The sequence below is a fragment of the Allobosea sp. genome (genome assembly GCF_030694325.1).
Lineage (GTDB): Bacteria > Pseudomonadota > Alphaproteobacteria > Rhizobiales > Beijerinckiaceae > Allobosea.
Genome location: NZ_JAUXYO010000230.1, coordinates 1 through 25,011, shown reverse-complemented (window position 1 = coordinate 25,011; position 25,011 = coordinate 1). Strand labels below are relative to the sequence as shown.

Here is a 25,011-nt window from a genome sequence, read left to right as displayed (position 1 = left end):
GCGTCGGGGCCGGCCGGACGTGCTGCCGACAGGGCGCAATCTCTCGACGCTGGACCCGCGCGCGATTCCGACGCGCGCCGCAGCGCGGCTCGGTGCGCTGGCGGCACAGGCCGTGATCGCGCGCCATCTCCAGGATGAGGGCGAGCCGCCGCGCCGGATCGTGATGGATCTCTGGGCCTCGCCGACGCTGCGCTCGGGCGGCGAGGACATCGCCCATGCGCTGGCGCTGATGGGTGCAGCCCCGCTCTGGGACGATGCCTCGACGCGCGTCACGGGCTTCGCGATCACGCCGCTGCCGAAGCTCGAGCATCCCCGCGTTGACGTCACCTTGCGCATCTCGGGCGCGTTCCGCGACACCTTCCCCAGCCAAGTCGCGTTGCTCGATGCCGCGGCGCGCGCGGTCTCGATGCTCGACGAGCCTGACGACTTGAACGAGCCCGCCGCCGCGCGCCGTCGTGGCGAAGCCGGCGCGCGGGTTTTCGGGGCCGCGCCCGGCCGTTATGGCGCGGCCGTGGCCGACCGGGCGCTCGACGGCGACTGGGCGAGCCGCGACGAACTGGGCGCAGCCTATCTCGCCGCCTCCAGCCACGCCTATGGCGGGCCGGAGGGCGCGGGGTATGCCGATGACAGCTTCTCCGCCCGCATCCGCATGGCCGACGCCTTCGTGCATGTCAGCGACACGGCCGGGCGCGATATCCTCGAAGCCTCCAGCGCCGCCGATGTCATCGGCGGGTTGGCTGCGGCGGCGCAGTCGCTCGGTGCCGCGCCGGCGCTCTACAGCCTCGATTCCTCAAACCCCGAGGCGCCGAGGGCGCGCACGGTGGCGGAGGATATCGCCCGCATCGTCCATGGCCGGCTGACTCATCCGCGCTGGATCGCCGCCCATCTCGCCCATGGCTGGCGTGGCGCGGCGGAGCTGGCGGAAGCGGTGGACACGCTCTTCGTCTTCGCCGCCGGCACGGACGCCGTCGCGGACGGGTTGTTCGACGCGGTGTTCCAGGCCTGGTGCGCCGATGCCGCGGTCTGGACCGCGATCGAGGCCGCCAATGCCCCGGCCGCCGAGGCGATCCGGTCGCGGCTGGCTGAGGCGGCGCGGCGCGGCCTGTGGACCAGCCGCCGCAATTCGGTGGGAGCGTTCCTGGCGCAGGCGGCTCACGTCGAGACGCCGGCCGAGATGGGCTCCTCCCTTCCCGCTCGTGGGGAAGGGTTGGGGATGGGGGGCGTGCCGCCTGGTGAGCGCTTGCCCGGTCGTTCGCCCCCTACCCCTGCCCCTCCCCACAAGGGGGAGGGATTCCCCGCGCCTGAGACTGCAAGCCGCTTTCACCGGAAGGCGGCGGAATGAGCGCGCCCTCTCGCGATACGCTCCGGCGCGGCTGGTGCCCGAGCACGTTGAAGCCCATGGAGACCGGCGATGGCTGGCTGGTGCGGCTGCATCCGCCCGGCGCCTGCCTGACGCCCGCGCAGCTGCGGCGCATCGCGGCGCTGGCCGCCCGGCACGGCAACGGGCTGATCGAGATCTCGGCGCGCGGCAACATGCAATTGCGCGGGGTGACGGCAGACAGCCATCCGGAGCTGGTCGCGACGCTGCTGGCGGAGCGGCTGGTCGACGAGCATGAGGGCGACGGGCCTCAAAGGCTGACGCTGGTTTCGCCACTGGCGCAGCTCGGCTGTCATTCCGGGGCTTCGCGGAGCGAAGAGCCCGGAATCCATGAATACGACGGAGCCTCAGGACGTGCAGGCCCGTCGGGCGCCTCTTGCATCCAAGACGGTGTTCATGGGTTCCGGGCTCAGGCCTGCGGCCTGCCCCGGAATGACGGCCTAGGCGACCTGATCGACGCTCTCGCCCTCGCCGCCGCCATCGAGGCGTGCGGGCGCGAGATCGCCGGCCTGCCCGCGAAGTTCGCCATCGTCGTCGATGGCGGCGGTGAATCGTCGCTCGACGCTTTTGCTGGCGATCTCCGAATCGTCGCGATTGCCCCGGCGCGGGTGGTGATCGCGCTGGCGGACAGCCTCTGGTTCGGCCCTCTCCCCGCAAGCGAGGCCGCAGCCGTCGTCGCGCAAGCCATGGCCCGCTTCGCCGTGCGACGGGCGCGAGCGCCCGACTGCATCCGCCGCATGGGCGACCTCGCAGCCGACGAACTGGCGGCGCTCTGCGACCTCCCCGTGGCAGAGGCCCCGGTCGCGCGCCCCGAGCCGCGGCGGGCCGGGCTGTTTGCGCTCGGCGACAGCCATGCCGCGCTGGTCGGGCTGCCCTTCGGACGCGCGGAGGCCGCCATGCTCGATCGTCTCGCACAGGCGGCCGAGAGGCTGGGCTGCCCGGAGATCCGCCTCTCGCCCTGGCGCGGCCTTGCCTTTCGCGGGCTGTCCGAGGGCGATGCAACGACCCTGCTTGAGAGGGCGGCGACGGATGGCCTGATCACGCGCGACGACGATCCGCGCCTGTCGGTGCAGGCCTGCGCTGGCGCGCCCGCCTGCAGCCGGGCGCAGGCTCCGGCAATGGCGGATGCGGCGCGGCTCGCCCAGGTGCTGGCGCCTGACCTCGCCGCGGGGCTGACCCTGCATGTCTCGGGCTGCGTCAAATCCTGCGCGCGGCCCGCAGCCTCCGACCTCACGCTGGTCGGCGAGGGCGGGCGCTACCGTGTCGTCATCGGTGGCAGCGCGCGGGACAGCGCCGTCGCCACCCTTGACCTTTCCGCCCTACTGACGCGATTGCAGCCCGGACAGGACCTTCATGCCCGCCTGATCGCGGCGGGCCGGCTTTCAGGACCGACCAAGTGACGACGGGTTACGATTACATCCGCGATGGCGGGGCGATCTATGAGCGCTCCTTCGCGATCATCCGGGCCGAGGCCGATCTCTCGCGCTTTGCCGGCCGCGCCGCCCATGTCGTGGTGCGGATGATCCATGCCTGCGGCATGACCGATCTGCCTGACGATGTGGAAATGTCCCCCGACTTCGCTGGAGCGGGCGAGGCCGCGCTGAAGGCGGGCGCGCCGATCCTCTGCGACGCCAAGATGGTGGCGAATGGCGTGACGCCGTCGCGGCTGCCGGCGCGCAACCCGGTGATCTGCACGCTCGACGATCCGCGCACTGCGCCGCTGGCAGCCGAGATGGGCACGACGCGCTCGGCCGCCGCGATGGAGTTGTGGCGGCCGCATCTGGCGGGCGCGCTCGTCGTCATCGGCAATGCGCCGACCTCGCTGTTCCGGCTCTTGGAGATGCTCGATGCCGGCGCGCCGAAGCCGGCTGCGGTGATCGGCACTCCCGTCGGCTTCGTCGGCGCGGCGGAATCGAAGCAGGCGCTGGCGCAGGACGGGCGCGTGCCGTTCGTCGTCGTGCATGGGCGGCGCGGCGGCTCGGCGATGGCGGCGGCGGCCGTCAACGCGCTGGCGCAAGAGAAGGAGTGAGCCGGTGAGCCTCCAACCGGCCAAAACTCTGCTGTTCGGCGTCGGGCTCGGCCCCGGCGACCCCGACTACATGACCCTGCGCGCCCGCGACATCATCCTGGGCGCCGACCGGCTGGTGCATTTCTGCAAGCGCGGCCGGCGTGGCCATGCCCGCATCACCGCCGATGCCGTGGTCGGGCAAGATGCCGTCCGCGAGATCGAACTCGCCTTTCCGGTCACGATCGAGGTGCCGGTCGAGGACGAGGGCTACAGCGGCCCGATCACGCGGTTCTACGACGAATCCGCCGCCCTGCTCGCCGCCGAGATGGAGGCCGGGCGCAGCGTCGCCGTGCTCTGCGACGGCGATCCGTTCTTCTACGGCTCCTTCATGCATCTGTGGCGGCGGCTTTCGCATCGCTTCCCGACCGAGGTGGTGCCCGGCGTCACCGGCATGGCCGGCGCCTGGACGCGCGCCAACGCGCCGATCACCTGGGGCGACGATATCCTGACCGTGCTGCCCGGCACGCTGCCCGAGGCCGAGCTGGTCCGACGCCTCGGCGATACCGACGCGGCCGTGATCATGAAGCTCGGCCGCAACCTGCCCAAGGTCCGCCGCGCGCTGGAGGCCACCGGCCTGATCGGGCGGGCGATCTATGTCGAGCAGGCGACGATGGCGGGACAGGCGATCATCCGCCTCAGCGAGCGCGACGATGCGGAGGCACCGTATTTCTCGATGGTGCTGGTCCCTGGCGAGGGGCGGCGGCTGTGAGCGGGTCTTCGCCTTTTGCCGAACCTCTCCCGTCATCCCGGACAAGCGGCGAAGCCGCGCCGATCCGGGATCCATTCCGGAGCGCGTCCGGAGAAGGTTCCGGTATGGATCCCGGGTCTTCGCTTCGCTCCGCCCGGGATGACGGCGAGGAGATGGAGACAGGGGAGGAAAAGACGGAGGCCCGCACCGGCTCCCTCACCATCGTCGGCCTCGGCCCCGGCCCGGCGCAATGGCTGACGCCCGCCGCGCAGGCCGCGATCGACGCCGCCGGCGACCTAATCGGCTACGGGCCCTATCTCGACCGCATCCCCACACGCGACGGCCAGACGAAGCACGCCTCCGACAACCGCGTCGAGATCGACCGGGCGCGGCACGCGCTGCAGCTGGCGGCGGCGGGGAAGAATGTCGCGGTCGTCTCCGGCGGCGACCCCGGGGTCTTCGCCATGGCGGCGGCCGTGTTCGAGGCGCTGGAGGCGGGCGACCCCGCCTGGCTTGCCCTGCCGATCGCGATCGAGCCCGGCGTCACGGCGATGCTGGCGGCGGCGGCCAAGGCCGGCGCACCGCTCGGCGGGGATTTCTGCGCGATCTCGCTCTCCGACAACCTCAAGCCCTGGGAGGTGGTGACCGCACGGCTCGACGCCGTGCTGGCCGCCGATCTGGTGACCTGCCTCTACAATCCGATCTCGAAGGCACGGCCCTGGCAGCTGCGCGCGGCGCTGGAACTGGCCGCCGGTCATCGCGAGCCGCAGACGCCGGTGATCTTCGCGCGCGCCGTCGGGCGCCCCGACGAGGCGCTGCGCATCCTGACACTGGCGGAAGCGATCGAAGCCGCCGCGACCGCCGACATGGCGACGCTGGTGATGATCGGCGCGTCGAGCACGCGGCTGATCGCGCGGCCCGGCGACGATGCGCCTTGGGTCTATACGCCGCGTTCGGTGACGAAGAGCCCCTGCGCCACCAGCCAGGGCAGGACCTGATCGACATGGGCGACGCTCTCGACATCCGGCTTGGGCGGGCGGGCGACCATGATCACCGGCAGGCCGAGCCGGCGCGCGGCGATGAGCTTGCCGGCCGTGGCGTCGCCGCCGGAGTTCTTGCTGACGAGCAGCTCGATGCGCTTCTCGCGCAGCAGCGCCTCCTCGTCCTCGGCGCGGAAGGGGCCACGCTGCTGGATGACCTCGACATGGGGCACGGGCAGGCGATCGCCGATCGGCTCGATGGCGCGCACGAGATAACGATGCTGCGGCGCCTCCGCGAAGACCGGAAGGTCGAGTCGGCCGATCGTCAGGAAGACGCGGCGCGGCGCATCGCCCAGCGCGGCGGTGGCGGCTTCCATGTCGGGCACGTCGCGCCAGTCGTCGCCCGCTTCCGGGTGCCAGGGCGCGCGGCGGATGGCGAGCAGCGGCACGCCTTCCGCCTTGCAGGCATGCTCGGCGTTGAAGGGCATGATCGCCGCGAAAGGATGCGTCGCGTCGATGACGGCGATGATACCCTCGTCGCGCAGATACTGCCTGAGACCCTCGACGCCACCGAAGCCGCCGACGCGGACGGGGAGATTAACGGGCCGGGGGTCGACGGTGTGGCCCGCCAGCGAGATGATGGCGCGGATTTCGGGCGCCTGCTCGGCCAGATGCTGGTCGAGCGCCGCCGCTTCGCCGGTTCCACCGAGGATGAGCACGGTCATGTCCCCAGTTACGCTTGAAACCGAGAGCCTGTCGAGCGGCGAGGCCGCGCCCGCGCCCTGGCTGTCCCTGATCGGGCTTGGCGAGGACGGCCCGGCCGGGCTTTGCGCGCAGGCGAAGGCGGCGCTGGCGGAGGCCGAGATCGTCTTCGGCGGCGAGCGCCATATTGCGCTGGTCGGTTCCGTGCCCGGCGAATTGCGACCCTGGCCGCAGCCCTTCCGCAATGCGCTGCCGCAGATCCTGGCGGAGCGCGGCCGCAGGGTCTGCGTGCTCGCGACCAGCGACCCGTTCCATTACGGCATCGGCAACAGCCTGAGCCGGGCCATCCCGGCGCAGGAGATGCGGATCATCCCGCAATCCTCGTCCTTCTCGATGGCCTGCACGCGGCTGCGCTGGCCGCAGGAGGAGTGCGCGCTGGTCTCGCTGCATGGCCGCACGCTGTTTCGGATCGTGCCGCACCTCCAGCCGCAGGCGCGCATCCTCGCTCTGTCCTGGGACGAGACGACGCCGCGGGCGGTGGCGGAGCTGCTGACCGCGCGCGGCATGGGGGCGAGCCGCGTCACCGTGCTGGAATCGCTCGGGGGGCCGCAGGAGCGCATCCGCGAGACCCGCGCCGACGCGTTCGCCTTCGACGACATCGTGCCGCTCAACATGATCGCGGTGGCCGTCGATGCGGGCCGGGATGCGCGCGTGCTGCCGCTCGCGCCGGGGCTGGACGAGGAGTGGTTCGCCCATGACGGGCAGATCACCAAATCCGAGGTCCGCGCCATTACGATCTCCGCGCTCGCCCCGCGGGCGGGCGAGCTGCTGTGGGATGTCGGCGCCGGCTCGGGCTCGGTCGGCATCGAGTGGTGCCAGCGCCACCCGCGCAATGCGGCCATCGCCTTCGAGTCCAAGACGGAGCGGGTCGAGCGGATCACCCGCAACAGCCTCGAACTCGGCGGGCTGTCGGTGAAGGTCACCGGCGAGGCGCCGGCGGGCTTTGCCGGCCAGCCCGCGCCCGATGCGGTCTTCATCGGCGGGGGGCTGACGGTCGAGGGGCTGTTCGAGGGCGCCTGGGCGGCGCTGAAGCCCGGCGGGCGCCTCGTCGCCAATGTCGTCACGCTGGAGGGCGAGGCTCGGCTCGCGGCGCTGCATGGGCTGCTTGGCGGCTCGCTGCGGCGCATCGCGATCGACCGGCTCGTCCCCGTCGGCGGCAAGCATGGCTGGCGCCCGGCGATGCCGGTGACGCAGTGGCGGGTCGAGAAGCCGTGAGGTCCTTGCCCCGTCCCCAAGTCCGCGCCGTCGTCCCGGGCGGAGCAAAGCGCAGACCCAGGATCCATTCCGGAGCATTTCCGGCATGGATCCCGGGTCTCCCTTCGGTCGCCCGGGATGACGTCGTGTTGGGTTGCCAGGGGAAGGCAAGACCATGACCGGCCGTCTCGTCGTCGGGCTGGGCCTGCGCGCCGGAACCCCTGAGGCCGACATCCTCGCCTGCCTCGACGAGGCGCTCGCGCTCGCCGGGCTGACGGGCGAGGCGACGCCGCGGCTGGCGACGCTGGCGAGCCGGATCGGCGAGCCCGGGCTCGCGGCCGCCGCAGCCAACCGCGCGGCCGAACTGGTCGGCGTGCCCGACGAGGCGCTGAAGGGCTTCGAGGCCAGTTGCGCGACGCGCTCGACCCGCATCGCCTCGCTCTATGGCGTCGGCTCGGTGGCGGAAGCGGCTGCGCTCGCGGCCGCCGGGCCGGGCGGGACCCTGGTGCAGCCGCGCATCGCCACCGCCCGCGTCACCTGCGCGCTGGCGCGGAGTGTATCGTGATGCACCCGAGCCCCATCGTCTTTCCAGGGCATCGCGAAGCGAAGAACCCGGAACCCACGACCGGGCTCGGCCCTTCAGCGTTGCGTCATCACATCTCTCACCCGGTCGTGGCTTCCGGGTTCAGGCCTGCGGCCTGCCCCGGAAAGACAGTGTTGCGGCACAGCGCGCGGGCTCCGTCATGACCATCCATTTCATCGGCGCCGGCCCCGGCGCGCCCGACCTGATCACCCTGCGCGGGCGCGACCTGATCGCCTCCTGCCCGGTCTGCCTCTATGCGGGATCGCTGATCCCCAAGGCGATGCTCGACTGGTGCCCGCCGGGCACGCGCCTCATTGACACCGCCCCGCTCGATCTAGACGCCATCGTCGCCGAGATGCAAGCCGCCCATGCCGCCGGGCAGGACGTGGCGCGGCTTCATTCGGGCGACCTTTCGATCTGGAGCGCGACGGGTGAGCAGATGCGCCGGCTCGACGCGCTCGGCATCCCCTACAGCGTGACGCCGGGCGTGCCGGCTTTTGCGGCCGCCGCCGCGACGCTGAAGCGGGAGCTGACCCTGCCGGGACTGGCGCAGTCGCTGGTGCTGACGCGGACCTCGGGCCGGGCTTCCGCCATGCCGGAGCGGGAGCGGCTCGTGACCTTCGCCGCCTCGGGCGCGACGCTGGCGATCCATCTCTCGATCCATGTCATCGAGCAGGTGGTGGCGGAGCTGGCACCCCTTTACGGCGAGGGCTGTCCGGTCGCGATCGTCTTCCGCGCCTCCTGGCCGGATGAGTGCGTGCTGCGCGGGACGCTTTCCACGATCGCGGCGCAGGTGCGCGAGTCGGGGCTGGAGCGCACCGCGCTGATCCTGGTCGGCCCGGCGCTGGCGGCCGAGGATTTCGGCGAGAGCGCGCTCTATTCCACCGGCTATGACCGCCGCTTCCGGCCGGGAGGCGGGACATGAGAATGACCGCCCACCCCCGTCATTGCGAGCGCAGCGAAGCAATCCAGGCCGGCTCGATCGACCTCCCCCTGGATTGCTTTGTCGCTGTCGCTCCTCGCAATGACGGAGGAGCCCGCCCATGACCGCGCCCGGCCTGATCATCGCCGCGCCGCGCTCCGGCTCTGGCAAGACCACGATCACGCTCGGTTTGCAGCGCGCGCTGACGCGGCGCGGGCTGGTGGTGCGCGGGCTGAAATGCGGGCCGGATTATATCGACCCGGCCTTCCATGCCGCGGCGACCGGCGCTCCCAGCGCCAATCTCGATTCCTTCGCCATGCCCGACGCGCTGCTGCGCGCCATCGCAGGCGATGCGGCTGTTGGCGCCGACCTCGTCATCGCCGAAGGCTCGATGGGGCTGTTCGACGCCGTGCCGGGGCCGGAGGGGCATACGGGTGCGAGCGCCGACATCGCGGCTCTGCTGGGCTGGCCGATCGTGCTGGTGATCGACGTCTCCGGCCAGGCGCAATCGGCCGCCGCCGTCGCGCTGGGCTGCATGCATTACGACCCGCGCATCACCATCGCGGGCGTGATCCTCAACAAGGTCGCGAGCGAGCGCCACCGCCGGCTGGTGGCGCAAGGGATGGACAAGATCGGCCTGCCGGTGCTCGGCGCGCTGCCGCGCGAGGCCAGCCTGATCCTGCCCGAGCGCCATCTCGGGCTGGTGCAGGCCGGCGAGACCGCCGATCTCGACGCGCGGCTCGAGGCGCTCGCCGATGCGGTGACGGCTGCGGTCGATCTCGACGCCGTCAGGGCGGCCGCCCAGGCGACTCGTTTGCCGGCTGCTTCGGCGACGATCCCGCGCCTGCCAGCGCCCGGCCGGCGCATCGCGATCGCGCGCGACGCCGCCTTCAGCTTCGTCTATCCGCATGTCGAGGCGGGCTGGCGGGCGGAGGGCGCCGTGCTGGTGCCGTTCTCGCCGCTGGCCGACGAGCCGCCGCCTAAGGATTGCGATGCCTGCTGGCTGCCGGGGGGCTATCCGGAGCTTCATGCGGGCACCCTTGCCGGAGCGACGCGCTTTCTCGGCGGCCTGCGCGCCTTCGCGCAGACCCGGCCGGTGCATGGCGAGTGCGGCGGCTACATGGTGCTGGGGCGGACGCTCATCGACACGGACGGAGTCTCCCACGCCATGGCCGGTCTGCTCTCGGTCGAGACTTCCTTTGCCAAGCGGAAGATGACTCTCGGCTATCGCCGCGCCATCCTCGAGGCCGATGCGCCGCTGGGCGCAGCCGGCGACGCGCTGACCGGCCATGAGTTCCACTATGCGACCATCGTCACCCAGGGCGAGGACCCGCCGCTGGCGCTGGTGACCGACCCGCATGGCTCGGCGCCCGCCCCCGCCGGCAGCCGGCGCGGCCCTGTCACGGGCTCGTTCTTCCATGCGATTGCGGTGGCGGGGTGAGCATGGCCATCCGCCCGTCCTCCCTCAGCCCTCATCCTGAGGAGCCGCGCAGCGGCGTCTCGAAGGATGGTCCTGGAGGTTCCCGCGCAAGCTGGAGCATCCTTCGAGACGCGCTGCTGCGCAGCGCTCCTCAGGATGAGGGCTGAGGGGGATGGCCACATCCCCTCCCCGCTTCGACGAGGCCTTCGCGGCACAATTCGCCGAGCTTCTGGCCTGGCGGCGCGATGTCCGGCGCTTCCGCCGCGACGCCCTGCCGGAGGGTCTGGTCGAGCGGCTGCTGGCGCAGGCGGAGCTGTCGCCTTCGGTGGGCCATTCGCAGCCTTGGCGCTGGGTTCGTGTCAGCGACCCCGCCGAGCGCGAGGCCGCCCAAAAGAGCTTCCAGCGCTGCAACGCCGATGCGCTGGCGGATTTCGAGGGCGAGCGGGCGCGGCTCTATGCGACGCTGAAGCTCGAAGGGATGCGCGAGGCGCCCGAGCAGATCGCGGTGTTCTGCGACCATGGCACGGCGCAGGGGCACGGGCTCGGCCGCAAGACGATGCCGGAGATGCTGGATTACTCGGTCGTCGCCGCGATCGCGCAGTTCTGGCTAGCGGCGCGGGTTCAGGGCGTCGGCGTCGGCTGGGTCTCGATCCTCGAGCCGGAGGTGGTGCGGGAGGCGCTGGGTGCGCCGCCCGAGTGGAAGCTCATCGCCTGGCTCTGCGTCGGCTGGCCGGAAGCGCAGAGCGAGGTGCCCGAGTTGGTCAGGGCGGGATGGGAGCCTGGACGGCTGCCCGCGCGCCCGCAAACGAGGTGACGATGCGCAGATTATTGATCATCGGGATCGGCGCCGGCGACCCGGACCAGATGACCGTCCAGGCGATCGCGGCGCTGAACCGCGCCGATGTGATCTTCCTGCCCGACAAGGGGCAGGAGAAGGCGGCGCTGCGCCATCTGCGCGAGGCGATCTGCGCGCGCTTCATCGAAAAGCCCTGGCGCAGCGTGACGATGGAAACGCCTCGCCGGGCCGAGGCCGGGGACGATTATCGCGGCGTCGTCGACGATTGGCACGCCCGCATCGCGGCCTCCTACGCGGCGCTGTTCCGGCAGGAGCTGGCGGAGGGACAGACCGGCGCGCTGCTCGTCTGGGGCGATCCCGCGCTCTATGACAGCACGCTGCGCATCGTCGAGCGCGTCCGCGACGCCGGTCTGGCGCTGGACTGGCAGGTGATCCCCGGCATCAGCAGCGTCCAGGCCCTCGCCGCCCGCCACCGCATTCCGCTCAACCGGATCGGCGAGCCCGTGCTGATCACCACCGGCCGCAAGCTGGCGGAGGGCCTGCCGCTGGCGCCCGACGGCGTCGTCGTGATGCTCGACGGCGAACAGGCCTTCGCGAAGATCGCGCCCGAGGGGCTGGAAATCTTCTGGGGCGCCTATCTGGGCACGCCAGACGAGATCCTGATCGCCGGCCCGCTCGCCGAGGTGTCCGGCGAGATCGCGCAGGGTCGGGCCGCGGCCCGCGCCCGCCATGGCTGGATCATGGACATCTATCTGCTGCGGCGCCTCCATCGGGATGGCTCCAGCACCGCGACGTCCCCTCCCGAGCTTGCCCCGCCCCGCGCCGCCATGTGAGATGCGCGCCACGGATTGCGGGACGAACCATGCCTTCGACCAGACGCGACAGGGCCGGAGAGGACATCGAACGGGACGTCCTCGATCTCGGCGGCTATGTCCCCTATTTCCTGACCGCGATCTCCAACACCTGGTCGCGCAGCTCCTCGCGGCTCTATCTCGAGCGCTTCGGCGTCGGCGTCACCGAATGGCGGGTGATGTCGCAGCTCGCGATCGAGCCCGGCATCCCGGCGCAGCGCATCTGCGAGGTGATCGGCCTCGACAAGGGCGCGGTCAGCCGCAGCGCCGCGACGCTGGTCGCGGCCGGCCATGTCGCCGAGCGGCCCGATGACCGCGACGCCCGCCGCCAGCTCCTCGAACTCACGCCCAGCGGCTACGCCTTGCACGACCGGCTGATCGCGCTCGCCACCGCGCGCGAACAATTGATGCTGGAGGGCTTCAGCCCCCAGGAGCGCGCGCAACTCCTCGATTTCCTGCGCCGGATGCAGGCGCGGCTGCCAGCCCTGCGCGATTTCGCACCGCCGTCAGACGAAGGGCCGGCTGAGCCTCACCAGCGGCGATAGCCGTAGCCGAAGCCATAGCCGCCGTAGAAGCCGCCGAAATCCTGGTAGACATAGGTGCGCCGCGCCGCCGCCCGCTCGACATCGATCGTCTGCATGCATTGCGCGAAGGCATCCGTGCCCTGCCGGAAACCGTAGCCGCGACACTGCTCCATATCGAGCGCGCGGCGCTCTTCCAGCGTCATGCAGCCGCCGGCGGTCAGCGCCAGGGCAAGGGCAGCGAGGGGGGCGAGCTTCATGTCCGGTATCCTCCGGTCGACAAGACCTGAGCCTGGCTGGCCTGTGCGAACAAAGGCCGCAATTGCGTCGAGATTGCGAAAGGTTCAGGCAACGCGAGTCGAGTCCGCGGCCGACCAGCCTCGGCGCCGCAGGGCGGGAGAGAGCCCCGCCAACCTGCCGGATGCGGCCTCAGCCACCCTCAATCCCAGGGCAAATCGACCTTGCAGCGATAGCCGATGAAGCATTGCGGATTGTCGCGGCTCCACACGAAGGCGGGTTCGAGATAGTCGCCATGTTCGCAGAAGCGGCGGTCGCGCACGAAGCGGTCATAGGTGAAGCCGCCGGTGCCGAGCACGATCGCGCCGCTCGCCGCGACGCTCTGGCGGTTGGCGGCGCAGCTGCGGTCGGACGTCGAGGGCCGCGACTGGGCCAGCGCGGGCGCAGCTGCGAGCAGGAGCAGCAGGGAAAGAGCGAGGTGCTTCATAAAGCCTCCGGCCGGTTCGCGGCGTCGTTGCCCATCCTAACACGGTCGGCGCCGCCGCGTTCCCGCAACCGTGTCGGCCGGCGGTACAGGCCCCATGCGGGTGGACGAGAGGCCGCGCGCCTTGACGTCAAGGCGCTCATCCGCCATCGCTCGGCCCGTCATGCTCGGGCTCGTCCCGAGCATCCACGTCTTCACCTTGTCCACGTCGCAAGACGTGGAGGGTCGGCACAGGCCGACCATGACGAGAGAGCCACGCCATGACGAACCTGACCGACCTCGCCGCCACCATCAACGCCGCCTGGGAGGCCCGCGCCGAGATCGGCATCAACACCAAGGGCGCGGTGCGCGACGCTGTCGAGCAGGCGATCGAGATGCTGGACGCCGGCCAGGCGCGCGTCGCCGAGAAGCAGGGCGCGGACTGGATCGTCCATCAGTGGCTGAAGAAGGCGGTGCTGCTCTCCTTCCGCCTGACCGACAACATGATCATCGCCAACGGCCCCGGCGAGGCGGTGTTCTGGGACAAGGTGCCCTCCAAGTTCGAGGGCTGGGGCGAGAACCGCTTCCGTGCCGCGGGCTTCCGCGTCGTGCCGCCGGCGGCCGCGCGCAAGGGCTCGTTCCTGGCGCCCAACGTCGTGCTGATGCCCTCCTTCGTCAACATCGGCGCCTATGTCGACTCAGGCACCATGGTCGACACCTGGGCCACCGTCGGCTCCTGCGCCCAGATCGGCAAGAACGTGCATTTGTCGGGCGGCGTCGGCATCGGCGGCGTGCTCGAGCCGCTGCAGGCCAACCCGACGATCATCGAGGACAATTGCTTCATCGGCGCCCGCTCCGAGGTCGTCGAGGGCGTCATCGTCGGCGAGGGCTCGGTGCTCTCGATGGGCGTCTTCATCTCGGCCTCGACCAAGATCGTCGACCGCGCCACGGGCCAGGTCCATATCGGCAAGGTGCCGCCCTATTCGGTCGTGGTGCCGGGCTCGCTACCGGGCAAGCCCTTCCCGGACGGCACCCCGGGCCCCTCGCTCTCCTGCGCCGTCATCGTCAAGACGGTCGATGCCCAGACGCGCTCGAAGACCGGCATCAACGAGCTGCTGCGGGATTGATCAAGCAACCGCGCCGTCATCCCGGACGGAGCGAAGCGGAGATCCGGGATCCATCATAGGGTGGGACATCCCTCTATGATGGATCCCGGAGCGGCGCGGCTGCGCCGCTTGTCCGGGATGACGGCGGAGAGCTTTCAGCCCTTCACCCAACCGGCGTCGAAGCCCCCGCCGCCGGCGCCGCCGCGCTCACCCCCGCCAGCGCGTCGCGCAGCGCCTGCTCACGGGTGTGGTCGAGCGAGGTCTTCAGCACCGTGCCGCCGGTGCCCTTGATCGCTTCCAGCACCTTGTCGCCGGTGACGCGCTGGACCAGCACGAAGAGCGCGGCATTGCCGGGCTGCAGGCTGGCGGCGAGTTCCTTCATGAAGGCGTCGTTGATGCCGTAATCGGTCAGGGCGCCGCCGAGTGCGCCCGAGGCTGCGCCCAGCGCCGCGCCGGCCAGCGGCATCAGGAAGATCGCGCCGATCAGCAGGCCCCAGAAGGAGCCCGAAGCCGCGCCCAGGGCGGTGGTGTTGAGCAGCTGGTTCAGCTTCACCTTGCCGCCCTCCTGCATCACCGCGATGGCGGCGTCGCCGATCTCGATCAGATACTCCTTCTGCAGCGCGAAGAGCTTCTGGCGCATCTCCTCGGCGCGGGCTTCGGTCGGGTAGACGATGACGACGAGATCGGACATGGGGCTCTCCTGCCGCGGGTGGGATCGCAGACTAGACCACGCTTCTTGACGGGTCTGTCGCGAGGCTAGCGGAAAGCGGAGGGCCCGGCGCGATCTGAATCAATCGACCGCCGGCGCCTTGGCGGCCTGGGCCGCGCCGCTGCGCAGCGGCAGTTCCTCCATCCGCAGCAGGAAGCCGAGCGCGCAGGCGAAGCCGAGGCAGGTCGCCCCGAAGACATATTGGAACAGCCGCACCATCGTGTCGCGATCGACGCCGTCGAGGCGGATGGATTCATGCGACAGGCCCGGCCCGGCACCGCCGATGCCGCCGAGCACGATGGCCCCGAAGATCGCCACGATCAGCGCCCCGCCGATCTGGCGGAAGAAGTTGGCCGCCCCCGTCGCGGTGCCGAGCTGATGCGGCAGGACCGCATTCTGGATCGACACGGTCGCGACCGGCAGCATCGTGCCGAGCCCGAGGCTGATCAGCGCCAGCAGCGCGCAGAAGGGTACGAGCGGCATCCGCCCAGCCTGCCAAGCCAGCAGCGCCACCCCGACCAGCGCGACGCTGAGCCCGACCACCGGCACGCGCTTGTAATGCGTCAGCCGCGTCATCGCCCGGCCCGACAGCGTCGCGCCGATGACCGTGCCCACCGTCAGCGGCAGCAGGCCGAGCCCCGAGGAGGCGGCACTCAGCCCCATCACGCTCTCGAAATAGATCGGCAGGTAGATCGTCAGGCCGATGAAGGTGCCCATGCCGAAGCCGGCTGCGATCGTGCCCATCCGCACCACCTTGTTGGCGAGGATGTCGAGCGGGATCAGCGGCTCCTGCGCCCTGCGCAGACGCCAGGCGAAGGCGAGCCAGAGCAGGAGCGACAGCGCCACGAGCCCGCCGATCGGCGCTGATGTCCAAGGGTAGCGCGTGCCACCCCAGGACAACGCCAGGAGCAGCGTCATCGTCGCACTGGTGATCAGCGCGGCGCCGAGCAGGTCGAGCCTGTGGGGCCGCTCATGTCGCGGCAGGCGCTTCAGCGCCGAGCTCGTCATCAGATAGGCTGCGGCGCCGAGCGGCAGGTTGATCCAGAAGATCACCGACCAGTGCAGCCGTTCTGCGATGACGCCGCCCAGCACCGGTCCGAGCAGCGAGGACGCCATGAAGACGGAGGCGATATAGACTTGGTAGCGCCCGCGCTCCTTGGGCTGGACCATGTCGGCGACGATGGTCTGGGCCAGCGCGATCAGCCCGCCGCCGCCGAGCCCCTGGACGAAGCGCGCCAGCACCAGCAGCCAGAGCGAGGGCGCCAGCGCGCAGGCGAGCGAGCCCGCCATGAACACGGCGATGCCGCTGAGCAGCACGACACGCCGGCCATGGATGTCGGCGAGCTTGCCATAGAGCGGCGTCACCGCAGTCGAGGCCAGGAGATAGGCCGTCACGACCCAGGGCAGATGCGTGACGTCGCCGAGCTCGCGCCCGATCGTCGGCATGGCGGTGGCGACGATGGTCTGGTCGAGCGCCGCCAGGAACATGGCGAGCATGATGCCGAACAGGATGCTGCGGATGTCCTCATGCCGCATCGGCGCTGGCGCGGCTGCCGCCTGATGCGCCGGGGGATCGACCCGTTGATCCATGAAGTGCCATGCCTGTCCGTGCGTCCGAGGAGGGCTCAAGTCTAGGTGCCGGCCCGGCCATGCACCAGAGGCGGGACGAGCGGGGCCGGTCTGGCGGCCATGCACTGCGGCATGGAACTCGCGTCCCGGATCCGGATCCGCGCGGGAGCGTCTTAGGGGCTCGCGCGGACAGGCTTATTTTCGCAGCGGCCTTACAATGGCGACAGGGCTTGCCCATCTGCAATCAACGGTGCGTGCGCGCGCCGTCTGTGGGCTTCCCAGTGGTGTCCGTCAGCCTCCGTCCGACCCTCTCGCGGTGCCGGACCTGCGGGCCGCGTCTCCGGTGTGCCGGGCCGCAGCCATAGGTGAGGGGTCGACATGCCTTTGAACTTTCCCAATCCGGTCCGCAGCTTCGATGCCGGCCGCTCCTGCGTCAGGTTCTGGGGCTCCGACGCCTCGCTCGAGATCGCCTTCCAGATCGACATCGACGCGCTGCGCCGGCTCGGTGCCGAGCCGGGCGAGGCGCAGATGCTGGCCACCTTCGACAGCCATCGCGACGCCATCCTGAGCGCGGCGGCGACGGTCTATGGCCGCCGCAAGGGCAGCTATCACCGCCTCACCGTGGCCGACATCGTCGGGAAGGACTGAACTCATGGCACGCCCGCCCTACAAGACCGGCGATCTCGTCCAGCTCACCGCCGGCTTCCACAATCAGGTCCGGCCCGGCCCGTTCGAGATCACGCGGCTGATGCCGCCGCGCGACAACAAGGAAGAGCAGTACCGCGTGCGGGGTCCCGACGGCCTCGAACGTGCCGTGGGCCATCACGAGATCGAGGAGGAGATCCCGCTTCCGGGCGGGACGACAGGTTAGGCGGACAAGGCACAGCGTCATTCTCGGGCGGCGCGCAGCGACGATCCGAGTATCTCCTGCCGCATGATGCGCGGAGGCGCGCGAACCCCTCCCCCTGGTGGGGAGGGGTAGGGGTGGGGGGCGCAAAGCCGGAGTGCGCGCGTTGCGTCGGTCCGTGAAGCCGATACCGCGTGATCTACACCACGCCCGCTCGCCCGGTCGTTCGCCCCCCACCCCTGCCCCTCCCCACGAGGGGGAGGGGTTCGCGTCGGGGTTCCTTCGACAAACCTTATCCCCGCACCCCAAACCCGTGCCTATCCTCGTTCCGCGCCGCCCGACCAAGGGGGCTGTCGCGAGGCATCGTGCGGCCGGGCGGGGTTGCGGGTTTCGTCGTCTGAGGCCGTTGCGGGCCGAGGACGGCGGAGGCGCAGATCGCCATCGCGCGGGTGAGTCAGGCCGCGCGACCCGTGACCCGGATAACCAGAAGGCGATCTGGTCGGCATCAAACACCTGCGTGCGGGACGGGGCGGCGGCTGTTGGCGCTGCTTCGACACGACATTCGACATCGACATCGGCACGCAGCCGTCGACTGCGACGCCACCACCGTCCCGCGCATCCCCTCGGATCCGCAAAGAGAGATCGAGCGATCCGGCCCGAAAACCCCGCGGCGAACAGCCGGCCGGGGCTTTCGGTGCGTCGGCTGCCGGCTATGATGAGAGCAACCGGATGAGGCCCATGCCCCTGCTCAACGCCAGCGACTCCACCCTCGTCATCATCGATTTCCAGGCCCGGCTGATGCCGGCGATCCATGAGGGCGCGGCCCTCGTCGCCAATGCGCAGCGGCTTGTCGCCGCGGCTGGCCTGCTCGGCGTGCCCATCGTGATGACCGAGCAGAATCCGGCGGGGCTGGGCGGCACGGTGCCGGAACTGGCCGGCGCAGGCCAGCTGGTTACCAAGATGAGCTTCGACGCCTGTGCGGAAGGGGCGTTCCTCGAGGCGCTGGCGGGGGACGGGCAGATCGTGCTCTGCGGCTGCGAGGCGCATGTCTGCCTCGGCCAGACCGCACTCACCCTGCTCGCGCATCGCCGCCGCGTCGCCGTGGTGCAGGACGCCAGCGGCTCGCGGCGCCCGGAGTCGAAGGACGCCGCGCTCGCCCGCCTCGTGCGCCACGGCGCCGAGATCGTCACCACCGAGATGGTGATCTTCGAATGGCTGCGGAACGCCGAGCATCCCCGCTTCCGCGAGGCGTTGAAGCTGGTGAAATAGGGAAGGGACGCTTTCTCCCGAACCTCATCGTCATCCTGGGCGAGCGGCGAAGCCGCGAAGCCCGGGATCCATCATAGGGTTCGGCGGCGCTTTATGATGGATCCCGGTCGAGCTTCGCTCGCCCGGGATGACGGCGTCTGTTGCAAGAGCCAAGAACCTAAAGCGGCTTCCTGATCCATTTCGAGATCACGCCGACGATGCCTTCGCGGAAGGTCATCACGCAGATCACGAAGATCACGCCCTGCACCACCGTGACCCAGGCGCCGAGCGAGGCGAGGTAGTTCTGCATCGAGACGATGACGAGCGCGCCCGCGATCGGGCCGAAGACGGTGCCTAAGCCCCCGACCAGCGTCATCAGCACGACCTCGCCCGACATCGACCAGTGCACGTCGGTGAGCGAGGCCAGCTGGAAGACGATGGCCTTGGTCGAGCCGGCGAGGCCCGCGAGGCTCGCCGAGAGCACGAAGACGGCGAGCTTGTACTGGTTGGCGCGGTAGCCGAGCGAGATCGCGCGCGGCTCGTTGTCGCGGATCGCCTTGCAGACCTGGCCGAAGGGCGAGTGGATGATGCGGTAGATCGCAAGCAGCCCGGCCATGAAGATCGCCGCCACCAGCCAGTACAGCGTGCGATCATCGGCGAGGTCGACCAGGCCGAACAGCCGGCCGCGCGGCACCGCCTGGATGCCGTCCTCGCCGCCGGTGAAGCGCGGCGTCTGCAGCGAGAAGAAGAACACCATCTGCGCCAGCGCCAGGGTGATCATGGCGAAATAAATGCCCTGCCGCCGGATCGCGAGCGCGCCGAAGACCAGGCCGAGCCCGCCCGAGACGGCCGTGCCCAGAAGGATCGCCAGTTCCGGTGTCAGCCCCCAGTTCTTGGCGGTGTAGGCGCAGACATAGCTCGCCATGCCGAAATAGGCGGCGTGGCCGAAGGAGAGCAGGCCGCCATAGCCGAGCAACAGGTTGAAGGCGAGCGCGAACAGGGCGAAGCACAGGACCTTCATGACGAAGACCGGGTAGGCCACGAAGGGCGCGATCACGAGCGCGACCGCGATGCCGATCATGATGGCGCGGTGCAGGCGCAGCGTGCCCTTGTCGACCTCGCCCGGGAGGACGGCGGCGGGGGCGTCGGTGGCGGCGATGTCGGCCATGGTCAAATCCTCGTCTCGCGGCGGGCAGCCATCACGCGGCCCGTCCGAACAGGCCGGCCGGCCGCACCAGCAGCACCAGCACCATGATGATGAAGATCACGGTGGCGGAGGCCTCCGGGTAGAACACCTTGGTCAGCCCCTCGACCAGCCCGAGCGAGAAGCCGGTGACGATGGCGCCCAGGATCGAGCCCATGCCGCCGATGACGACGACGGCGAAGACGACGATGATGAGGTCGGCGCCCATATTCGGGTTGACTGAATAGATCGGCGCCGCCAGCACGCCGGCAAAGCCCGCCAGCGCCACGCCGAAGCCATAGGTCAGCGTCACCAGCAGCGGCACGTTGATGCCGAAGGCCTGGGTCAGCGTCGGGTTCTCGGTCGCGGCGCGCAGATAGGCCCCGAGCTTGGTCTTCTCGATCAGGAACCAGGTCGACAGGCAGACCACGAGCGAGGCGACGACGACCCAGCCGCGATACCAGGGCAGGAACATGAAGCCGAGATTGACGCCCCCGCGCAGCTCGGCGGGAATCTGGTAGGGCAGGCCGGACGAACCATATCCATTGCGGAACAGGCCCTGGATGATCAGGGCAAGGCCGAAGGTGAGCAGCAGCCCATAGAGATGGTCGACATGGGCGATGCGCTTGAGCAGCAGCCTCTCGATCACGATGCCCGTCGCGCCGACCGCCAGCGGAGCCAGCAGGAGGGCCACCCAGTAATTGATGCCGAGATAGGTCAGGCACATCCAGGCGACGAAGGCGCCCATCATGTACTGGGCGCCATGGGTGAAGTTGATGATGTTGAGCAGCCCGAAGATCACCGCCAGCCCGAGGCTGAGGATGGCGTAGAACGAGCCGTTGATCAGGCCGAGAAGGACCTGGCCGAACAGCGCCTGGGGCGGAACACCGAGAAGTTCGAACATGCGGGGCTCAGATCATCTGGACAGTAGGTGTCGTGCGTTTTCGCCGTCATCCTGGATGCAGCGAAGCTGCCATCCGGGATCCATCCTAGGGCGGAGAGCTCTACGATGGATCCCGGGACGACCTTCGGTCGCCCCAGGATGACGCTGAGGGATGCGTCAGCCGCTCACTTCTTGACGAGCGGGCACTCGCTCTCGGCGAGCGGGCGGAAGGCCTGCTCGGCCGGCAGCACCGAGACCTGCTTGTAGTAGTCCCACAGGCCCTTCGACTCGGCGGGCTTCTTGACCTCGAACAGATACATGTCGTGCATCTTGCGGCCGTCGGCGCGCACCGAGCCCTTGCCGAACAGCGGATCGTCGGTCGGCAGTTCCTTCATCTTGGCCATCACCGCCGCGGAGTCCTTCGACTTCGCCGCCTCGACCGCCTTCAGATAGTGCAGCATGCCGGAATAGACGCCGGCCTGGACCATGGTCGGCTTCTTGCCGCCATTGGCCTTGGCGAAGCGGTCCGACCAGGTCCGGGTCTGGTCGTTGGTGTCCCAGTAGAAGGACTCCGTCAGCACCAGCCCCTGCGCGGTGGCCAGCCCGAGCGAATGCACGTCGGTGAGGAAGACGAGCAGCCCGGCCAGCTTCTGGCCGCCGGCGGTGATGCCGAACTCGCCCGCCTGCTTGATCGAATTGATCGTGTCGCCGCCGGCATTGGCGAGCCCGATCACCTTGGCCTTGGAGGCCTGGGCCTGCAGCAGGAAGGAGGAGAAGTCGGTGCCCGGGAAGGGGGTGCGGACCGCGCCCAGCACCTTGCCGCCGTTCTTGGTGACGATCGCGGCGGTGTCGCGCTCCAGTGCATGGCCGAAGGCGTAGTCGGCGGTCATGAAGAACCAGGAATCGCCGCCGGCCTTGACCATGGCGCCGCCGGTGCCCTGAGCCAGCGCGTAGGTGTCGTAGGTCCAGTGCACCGTGTTGGGCGAGCAGGCCTTGCCGCTCAGGTCCGAGGAAGCCGCGCCGGAGTTGATGTGGATCTTGTTCTTCTCGCGGGTGATCTGGTTGACCGCGAGCGCCACCGAGGAGGTCGGCACGTCGAGGATCAGGTCGACGCCGTCCTGGTCGTACCATGTGCGGGCGATGGTCGAGCCGACGTCGGGCTTGTTCTGGTGGTCGGCCGAGACGATCTCGACCTTGATGCCCTTTTCGGCCGCCTTGAAATCCTCGACCGCCATGCGGGCGGCGATGACCGAGCCTTCGCCCGAGAGGTCGGCATAGAGACCGGAGCGGTCGTTGAGGACGCCGGCCTTGATGCTGATCTGCTGGGCCAGCGCCGGGGCCGCCATCAGCGCGGCGAAGGCGGTCGTGGTCAGGAACGTCTTGAGCTTCATGATCTGTCTCTCCCTGAGATTGGCGTCGTTTTCGACGTGAGGTCCGATATGGATCGGATTTGGGGGCCTTCGAATCCGCCGGTCGGCGGGCCCTAGACCCCGAGATAGCCGTGCAGCTTGTCGATATTGGCGTCGAGCTGGTCGTTCTCGATCATGTCGATCACCTTGCCCTGCTCGACGACATAGTGACGGTCGGCCACCGTCGCGGCGAAGCGGAAATTCTGCTCGACCAGGATGATGGTGTAGCCCTGCTGCTTGAGCTTGCGGATGGTCGCGCCGATCTGGTCGATGATGACCGGGGCAAGCCCCTCGGTCGGCTCGTCCAGCAGCAGGAAATGCGCCCCGGTGCGCAGGATGCGCCCGATCGCCAGCATCTGCTGCTCGCCGCCCGAGAGCTTGGTGCCCTGGCTCTTCAGCCGCTCCTTGATGTTGGGGAAGAGCGTGAAGATCTCGTCGAGCGAGAGCCCGCCGGGCCGCACGCGGGGCGGCAGCATCAGGTTTTCCTCGACGCTGAGCGAGGCGTAGATGCCGCGCTCCTCGGGCACATAGCCGATGCCGAGCCGCGCGATCGCCCGCGAGGGCAGCCCGATCGTCTCGGCGCCGTCCAGCGTCACCGAGCCCTTGCGCTTGCCGATGACGCCCATGATCGACTTCAGCGTCGTCGTCTTGCCGGCGCCGTTGCGGCCGAGCAGCGTCACGACCTCGCCCTGGGCGACGTCGAAATCGATGCCGTGCAGCACATGGGATTCGCCGTACCAGGCCTCGAGCCCGCGCACCTTCAGCATCGGCGCCGCGGTGGCGGCGACGGGGGTCCTCGCGGCCTCAGTGAGCATGGCCGACTCCCGAACCGATATAGGCCTCGACCACACGCGGATCCTTCGAGACCTCGGCATAGTCACCCTCGGCCAGGACCTGCCCGCGCGCCAGCACGGTGATGCGGTCCGACAGCGAGGCGACGACCGAGAGATTGTGCTCGACCATCAGGATGGTGCGGTTCTTCGAGACCTTGCGGATCAGCGCCTCGATGCGCTCGACATCCTCGCGGCCCATGCCGGCCATCGGCTCGTCGAGCAGCATCATCTCGGGGTCGAGCGCCAGCGTGGTGGCGATCTCGAGCGCCCGCTTGCGGCCATAGGAGAGTTCGACGGCCGGCAGTTCGGCGAAGGCCGAGAGGCCGACGGCCTCGACGAGGCGCAGCGCCTCCTCGTCGAGCGGCTTCAGCACCTCTTCCGAGCGCCAGAAATCGAAGGAGTCGCCGCGCTTGCGCTGCAGCGCGATCCGCACATTCGTCTTGACGCTGAGCTGGGGAAAAACGGCCGAAATCTGGAAGGAGCGCACCAAGCCCAGCCGCGCGATCTCGGCGGGCTTCTGACGGGTGATGTCGCGCCCGTTATAGACGATCGAGCCCCTGGTCGGCGCAAGAAACTTGGTGAGCAGATTGAAACAGGTCGTTTTGCCGGCTCCGTTGGGCCCGATCAACGCATGGATCGTTCCACGCTTGACCTTCAGGTCCACGCCGCTAACGGCGGAGAACCCGCCGAACTCCTTGGTCAAACCCGTGGTGGCGAGAATGATATCCTCAGCCATGCGTAACGCTTGCCGTCATCATCTTGGTCTTTCTTGTTCTCGACCGTCTCCCTTGTAAGTCAAGCTGCACCGCGCTCGCCGCATGAGTCAACGCTGCGCGGGTGGGAATACGGCGTTGTGAAACACGGCTCATCCCTTCGTCGTAGATCGACCCGCGTCGCAGCGGGACGGCGTCGTCAGGCGGTCGCCCCGGGCCGGAACGGTCGCCCGTCTCGCGCACTCATCCAAATGGAGGATGCATCGGGTGGCTCCCGCGCGCTAACCGACCCCGCGATGCGGGTTTGAACCGAGATCACGCCCGGCGCGACAAAGACAGCAGGACGGCCCGAAACCCGGTTTGCGCCGGTGGCTTTTTCGAGTAATATTTCCGGCTGTTTCCTGGCGATCCTGCGGCCGCTGCGTGGCGGCCCGTCACCCGCTTTGCGCTGCCGCCGGCGCTCGAGCGGGGCTTCCCGGTAGTGGCGGACCGATCAGGGAGGTTACCGTGAGCTTCGCGATCCTGGGTTCGGCGATCTCCGCCCGCTTCGCCATCCTGCGCGACTCGGTCGGGTGCGCCTTCGCGGCCGTGCTGGCCGCCCTCGCATTCCTGCTCTTCGCTTTGCCCGCACAGGCGGTGCCCGAGCGGCGCGTCGCACTGGTCATCGGCAACAGCGCCTATACGGCGGTGCCGCGCCTCGCCAACCCGCAGCGCGACGCCACCGCGATCTCGGCCGCGCTGAAGCGCCTCGGCTTCGAGGTCGTCGAGGGTTACGACCTGCGCATGGACGAGATGACCGGCATCGTCCGCGAATTCGCCCAGAAGCTCGACGGCGCCAAGGCCGGCGTCGTCTATTACGCCGGGCACGGCATCGCGGTGGGTGACGAGAACTATCTCATCCCCGTCGACGCCTCGCTGAAGTCCGAGGCCGACCTCGATTTCCGCGCCGTCAACGTCCAGCTCATCCTGCGCCAGATGCAGCGCGACGAGCGGGTCAACGTCCTCATCCTCGATGCCTGCCGCGACAACCCCTTCGCGACACAGCTCGCCGCCCGCTCGCGCTCCGTCACGCGCGGCCTGACCGCGATCGAGACGCAGTCGGCCTCCGGCATTCTGATCGCGTTTGCCACCGATCCGCGCGCCACCGCGCTCGACGGTGAGAAGGACGGCAACAGCCCCTTCACCTCGGCGCTGCTCAAGCATATCGAAACGCCCGAAGTGTCGATCACCACGGTGATGGACCGGGTGCGCGCCGATGTCTGGGAATCGACCGGCAAGAAGCAGAAGCCCTGGACGAATTCCTCCATCATCGGCGAGTTCAAGCTGAACCCGACGCTCAAGCTCGCCGCGGTCGATCCGTCGGTAACGATCAAGGCGATCGACGGCGCCGTTCCGGTTCCGGCCGCACCTGCCCCCGTCGGCCTCGACCGGGCCCAGATGGACGTCCGCATGTGGGAAACCGCCGAGCGCGGCAACACGGCGGGCGACTACAAGGCCTATCTCGACGCCTTCCCCACCGGCCAGTTCGCCACCTTCGCGAAGAACCGGCTCGCCCGGCTCGAGCCTGCGGCGCCCGTGGTCGCGGCGCTGCCGGCGGCAGCGGGAGCGGCGGCCCTGTCCTCTGCCGCGGTCGCCGCGCTCCCGGCCT

At 69.7% G+C, this 25,011-nt stretch carries 27 protein-coding genes; 17 read left to right on the top strand and 10 right to left on the bottom strand.

What is annotated here, in order from left to right; genetic code table 11:
* The 5 genes from Q8M82_RS15310 to cobJ all read left to right on the top strand — a co-directional run.
* Nucleotides 1-1,342, top strand: a 1,342-nt coding sequence (locus Q8M82_RS15310; RefSeq protein ID WP_305692192.1) for a cobaltochelatase subunit CobN, incomplete at its 5' end; no start/stop codon positions are given.
* Nucleotides 1,339-2,778 carry a hypothetical protein gene (locus Q8M82_RS15305; protein ID WP_305692191.1) on the top strand — a complete coding sequence of 480 codons (1,440 nt, stop codon included), beginning with the start codon at nucleotides 1,339-1,341 and terminating at the stop codon, nucleotides 2,776-2,778. The genes Q8M82_RS15310 and Q8M82_RS15305, both read left to right, overlap by 4 nt.
* Nucleotides 2,775-3,407, top strand: coding sequence for a precorrin-8X methylmutase (locus Q8M82_RS15300; RefSeq protein ID WP_305692190.1), 633 nt, complete (start codon nucleotides 2,775-2,777; stop codon nucleotides 3,405-3,407). The genes Q8M82_RS15305 and Q8M82_RS15300 overlap by 4 nt, the downstream gene beginning before the upstream one ends.
* 4 nt (nucleotides 3,408-3,411) lie before the next feature.
* A complete protein-coding gene (locus Q8M82_RS15295; RefSeq protein WP_371126375.1) occupies nucleotides 3,412-4,155 on the top strand; it encodes a precorrin-2 C(20)-methyltransferase in 744 nt (247 codons plus the stop codon).
* A 152-nt stretch (nucleotides 4,156-4,307) separates the two neighbouring features.
* On the top strand, nucleotides 4,308-5,132 hold the full coding sequence (gene cobJ / locus Q8M82_RS15290) for a precorrin-3B C(17)-methyltransferase (RefSeq protein WP_305692189.1): 825 nt from the start codon (nucleotides 4,308-4,310) through the stop codon (nucleotides 5,130-5,132).
* Here the strand turns inward: cobJ and Q8M82_RS15285 are convergent.
* Nucleotides 5,075-5,839 (bottom strand): cobalt-precorrin-6A reductase, encoded by a 765-nt coding sequence (locus tag Q8M82_RS15285; RefSeq protein ID WP_305692188.1) that lies wholly within the window; start codon nucleotides 5,837-5,839, stop codon nucleotides 5,075-5,077. The two genes, cobJ and Q8M82_RS15285, sit on opposite strands and share 58 nt — an antisense overlap.
* On the opposite strand from Q8M82_RS15285, the gene cbiE reads away from it, so the two are divergent.
* From cbiE to Q8M82_RS15250, 7 genes are all read left to right on the top strand, one after another.
* On the top strand, nucleotides 5,838-7,091 hold the full coding sequence (cbiE, locus tag Q8M82_RS15280; RefSeq protein ID WP_305692187.1) for a precorrin-6y C5,15-methyltransferase (decarboxylating) subunit CbiE: 1,254 nt from the start codon (nucleotides 5,838-5,840) through the stop codon (nucleotides 7,089-7,091). The two genes, Q8M82_RS15285 and cbiE, sit on opposite strands and share 2 nt — an antisense overlap.
* A 154-nt stretch (nucleotides 7,092-7,245) precedes the next feature.
* The gene (locus Q8M82_RS15275) at nucleotides 7,246-7,635 is read left to right on the top strand and encodes a cobalamin biosynthesis protein (RefSeq protein WP_305692186.1); all 390 of its coding nucleotides are present in this window, start codon (nucleotides 7,246-7,248) and stop codon (nucleotides 7,633-7,635) included.
* A 178-nt stretch (nucleotides 7,636-7,813) separates the two neighbouring features.
* Nucleotides 7,814-8,578, top strand: a complete 765-nt coding sequence (gene cobM, locus Q8M82_RS15270; protein WP_305692185.1) for a precorrin-4 C(11)-methyltransferase — start codon at nucleotides 7,814-7,816, stop codon at nucleotides 8,576-8,578.
* Nucleotides 8,579-8,696: 118 nt separating this feature from the next.
* Nucleotides 8,697-10,016 carry a cobyrinate a,c-diamide synthase gene (locus Q8M82_RS15265; RefSeq protein WP_305692184.1) on the top strand — a complete coding sequence of 440 codons (1,320 nt, stop codon included), beginning with the start codon at nucleotides 8,697-8,699 and terminating at the stop codon, nucleotides 10,014-10,016.
* A gap of 151 nt (nucleotides 10,017-10,167) precedes the next feature.
* Nucleotides 10,168-10,809, top strand: coding sequence for a 5,6-dimethylbenzimidazole synthase (bluB, locus tag Q8M82_RS15260; protein WP_305692183.1), 642 nt, complete (start codon nucleotides 10,168-10,170; stop codon nucleotides 10,807-10,809).
* Nucleotides 10,810-10,811: 2 nt separating this feature from the next.
* On the top strand, nucleotides 10,812-11,624 hold the full coding sequence (cobF, locus tag Q8M82_RS15255; protein WP_305692182.1) for a precorrin-6A synthase (deacetylating): 813 nt from the start codon (nucleotides 10,812-10,814) through the stop codon (nucleotides 11,622-11,624).
* 29 nt (nucleotides 11,625-11,653) lie between these two features.
* Entirely contained in the window at nucleotides 11,654-12,187 is a 534-nt protein-coding gene (locus Q8M82_RS15250) for a MarR family winged helix-turn-helix transcriptional regulator (protein WP_305692181.1), read from the top strand.
* On the opposite strand, the gene Q8M82_RS15245 is transcribed toward Q8M82_RS15250, so the two are convergent.
* Both Q8M82_RS15245 and Q8M82_RS15240 read right to left on the bottom strand, forming a co-directional pair.
* On the bottom strand, nucleotides 12,172-12,423 hold the full coding sequence (locus Q8M82_RS15245) for a hypothetical protein (RefSeq protein WP_305692180.1): 252 nt from the start codon (nucleotides 12,421-12,423) through the stop codon (nucleotides 12,172-12,174). The two genes, Q8M82_RS15250 and Q8M82_RS15245, sit on opposite strands and share 16 nt — an antisense overlap.
* A 179-nt stretch (nucleotides 12,424-12,602) precedes the next feature.
* Nucleotides 12,603-12,887 carry a hypothetical protein gene (locus Q8M82_RS15240; protein WP_305692179.1) on the bottom strand — a complete coding sequence of 95 codons (285 nt, stop codon included), beginning with the start codon at nucleotides 12,885-12,887 and terminating at the stop codon, nucleotides 12,603-12,605.
* A 257-nt stretch (nucleotides 12,888-13,144) separates the two neighbouring features.
* On the opposite strand from Q8M82_RS15240, the gene dapD reads away from it, so the two are divergent.
* A complete protein-coding gene (dapD, locus tag Q8M82_RS15235; protein WP_305692178.1) occupies nucleotides 13,145-13,990 on the top strand; it encodes a 2,3,4,5-tetrahydropyridine-2,6-dicarboxylate N-succinyltransferase in 846 nt (281 codons plus the stop codon).
* 142 nt (nucleotides 13,991-14,132) lie between these two features.
* On the opposite strand, the gene Q8M82_RS15230 is transcribed toward dapD, so the two are convergent.
* Nucleotides 14,133-14,660 carry a DUF1269 domain-containing protein gene (locus Q8M82_RS15230; RefSeq protein WP_305692177.1) on the bottom strand — a complete coding sequence of 176 codons (528 nt, stop codon included), beginning with the start codon at nucleotides 14,658-14,660 and terminating at the stop codon, nucleotides 14,133-14,135.
* Between the two features lie 99 nt (nucleotides 14,661-14,759).
* Nucleotides 14,760-16,268, bottom strand: a complete 1,509-nt coding sequence (locus Q8M82_RS15225) for an MDR family MFS transporter (protein ID WP_305692176.1) — start codon at nucleotides 16,266-16,268, stop codon at nucleotides 14,760-14,762.
* A 357-nt stretch (nucleotides 16,269-16,625) separates the two neighbouring features.
* On the opposite strand from Q8M82_RS15225, the gene Q8M82_RS15220 reads away from it, so the two are divergent.
* From Q8M82_RS15220 to Q8M82_RS15210, 3 genes are all read left to right on the top strand, one after another.
* Nucleotides 16,626-16,895 carry a DUF1488 family protein gene (locus tag Q8M82_RS15220; protein WP_305692175.1) on the top strand — a complete coding sequence of 90 codons (270 nt, stop codon included), beginning with the start codon at nucleotides 16,626-16,628 and terminating at the stop codon, nucleotides 16,893-16,895.
* A 4-nt stretch (nucleotides 16,896-16,899) separates the two neighbouring features.
* On the top strand, nucleotides 16,900-17,118 hold the full coding sequence (locus tag Q8M82_RS15215; RefSeq protein ID WP_067991571.1) for a hypothetical protein: 219 nt from the start codon (nucleotides 16,900-16,902) through the stop codon (nucleotides 17,116-17,118).
* A gap of 714 nt (nucleotides 17,119-17,832) precedes the next feature.
* Nucleotides 17,833-18,363 (top strand): isochorismatase family protein, encoded by a 531-nt coding sequence (locus Q8M82_RS15210; protein WP_305692174.1) that lies wholly within the window; start codon nucleotides 17,833-17,835, stop codon nucleotides 18,361-18,363.
* 157 nt (nucleotides 18,364-18,520) lie between these two features.
* Here Q8M82_RS15210 and Q8M82_RS15205 read toward each other — a convergent pair whose 3' ends face one another.
* From Q8M82_RS15205 to Q8M82_RS15185, 5 genes are all read right to left on the bottom strand, one after another.
* On the bottom strand, nucleotides 18,521-19,510 hold the full coding sequence (locus Q8M82_RS15205) for a branched-chain amino acid ABC transporter permease (RefSeq protein WP_305692173.1): 990 nt from the start codon (nucleotides 19,508-19,510) through the stop codon (nucleotides 18,521-18,523).
* Nucleotides 19,511-19,541: 31 nt separating this feature from the next.
* On the bottom strand, nucleotides 19,542-20,429 hold the full coding sequence (locus Q8M82_RS15200; RefSeq protein WP_305692172.1) for a branched-chain amino acid ABC transporter permease: 888 nt from the start codon (nucleotides 20,427-20,429) through the stop codon (nucleotides 19,542-19,544).
* Between the two features lie 164 nt (nucleotides 20,430-20,593).
* Nucleotides 20,594-21,799 (bottom strand): ABC transporter substrate-binding protein, encoded by a 1,206-nt coding sequence (locus tag Q8M82_RS15195; protein ID WP_371126374.1) that lies wholly within the window; start codon nucleotides 21,797-21,799, stop codon nucleotides 20,594-20,596.
* A 92-nt stretch (nucleotides 21,800-21,891) separates the two neighbouring features.
* Nucleotides 21,892-22,632, bottom strand: a complete 741-nt coding sequence (locus tag Q8M82_RS15190; protein ID WP_305692171.1) for an ABC transporter ATP-binding protein — start codon at nucleotides 22,630-22,632, stop codon at nucleotides 21,892-21,894.
* Nucleotides 22,622-23,386: an ABC transporter ATP-binding protein gene (locus Q8M82_RS15185; RefSeq protein WP_305692170.1), complete on the bottom strand. Its 765-nt coding sequence runs from the start codon at nucleotides 23,384-23,386 to the stop codon at nucleotides 22,622-22,624. Before Q8M82_RS15185 ends, Q8M82_RS15190 begins: the two co-directional genes overlap by 11 nt.
* A 484-nt stretch (nucleotides 23,387-23,870) precedes the next feature.
* On the opposite strand from Q8M82_RS15185, the gene Q8M82_RS15180 reads away from it, so the two are divergent.
* Nucleotides 23,871-25,011, top strand: a 1,141-nt coding sequence (locus Q8M82_RS15180) for a caspase family protein (protein WP_305692169.1), incomplete at its 3' end; no start/stop codon positions are given.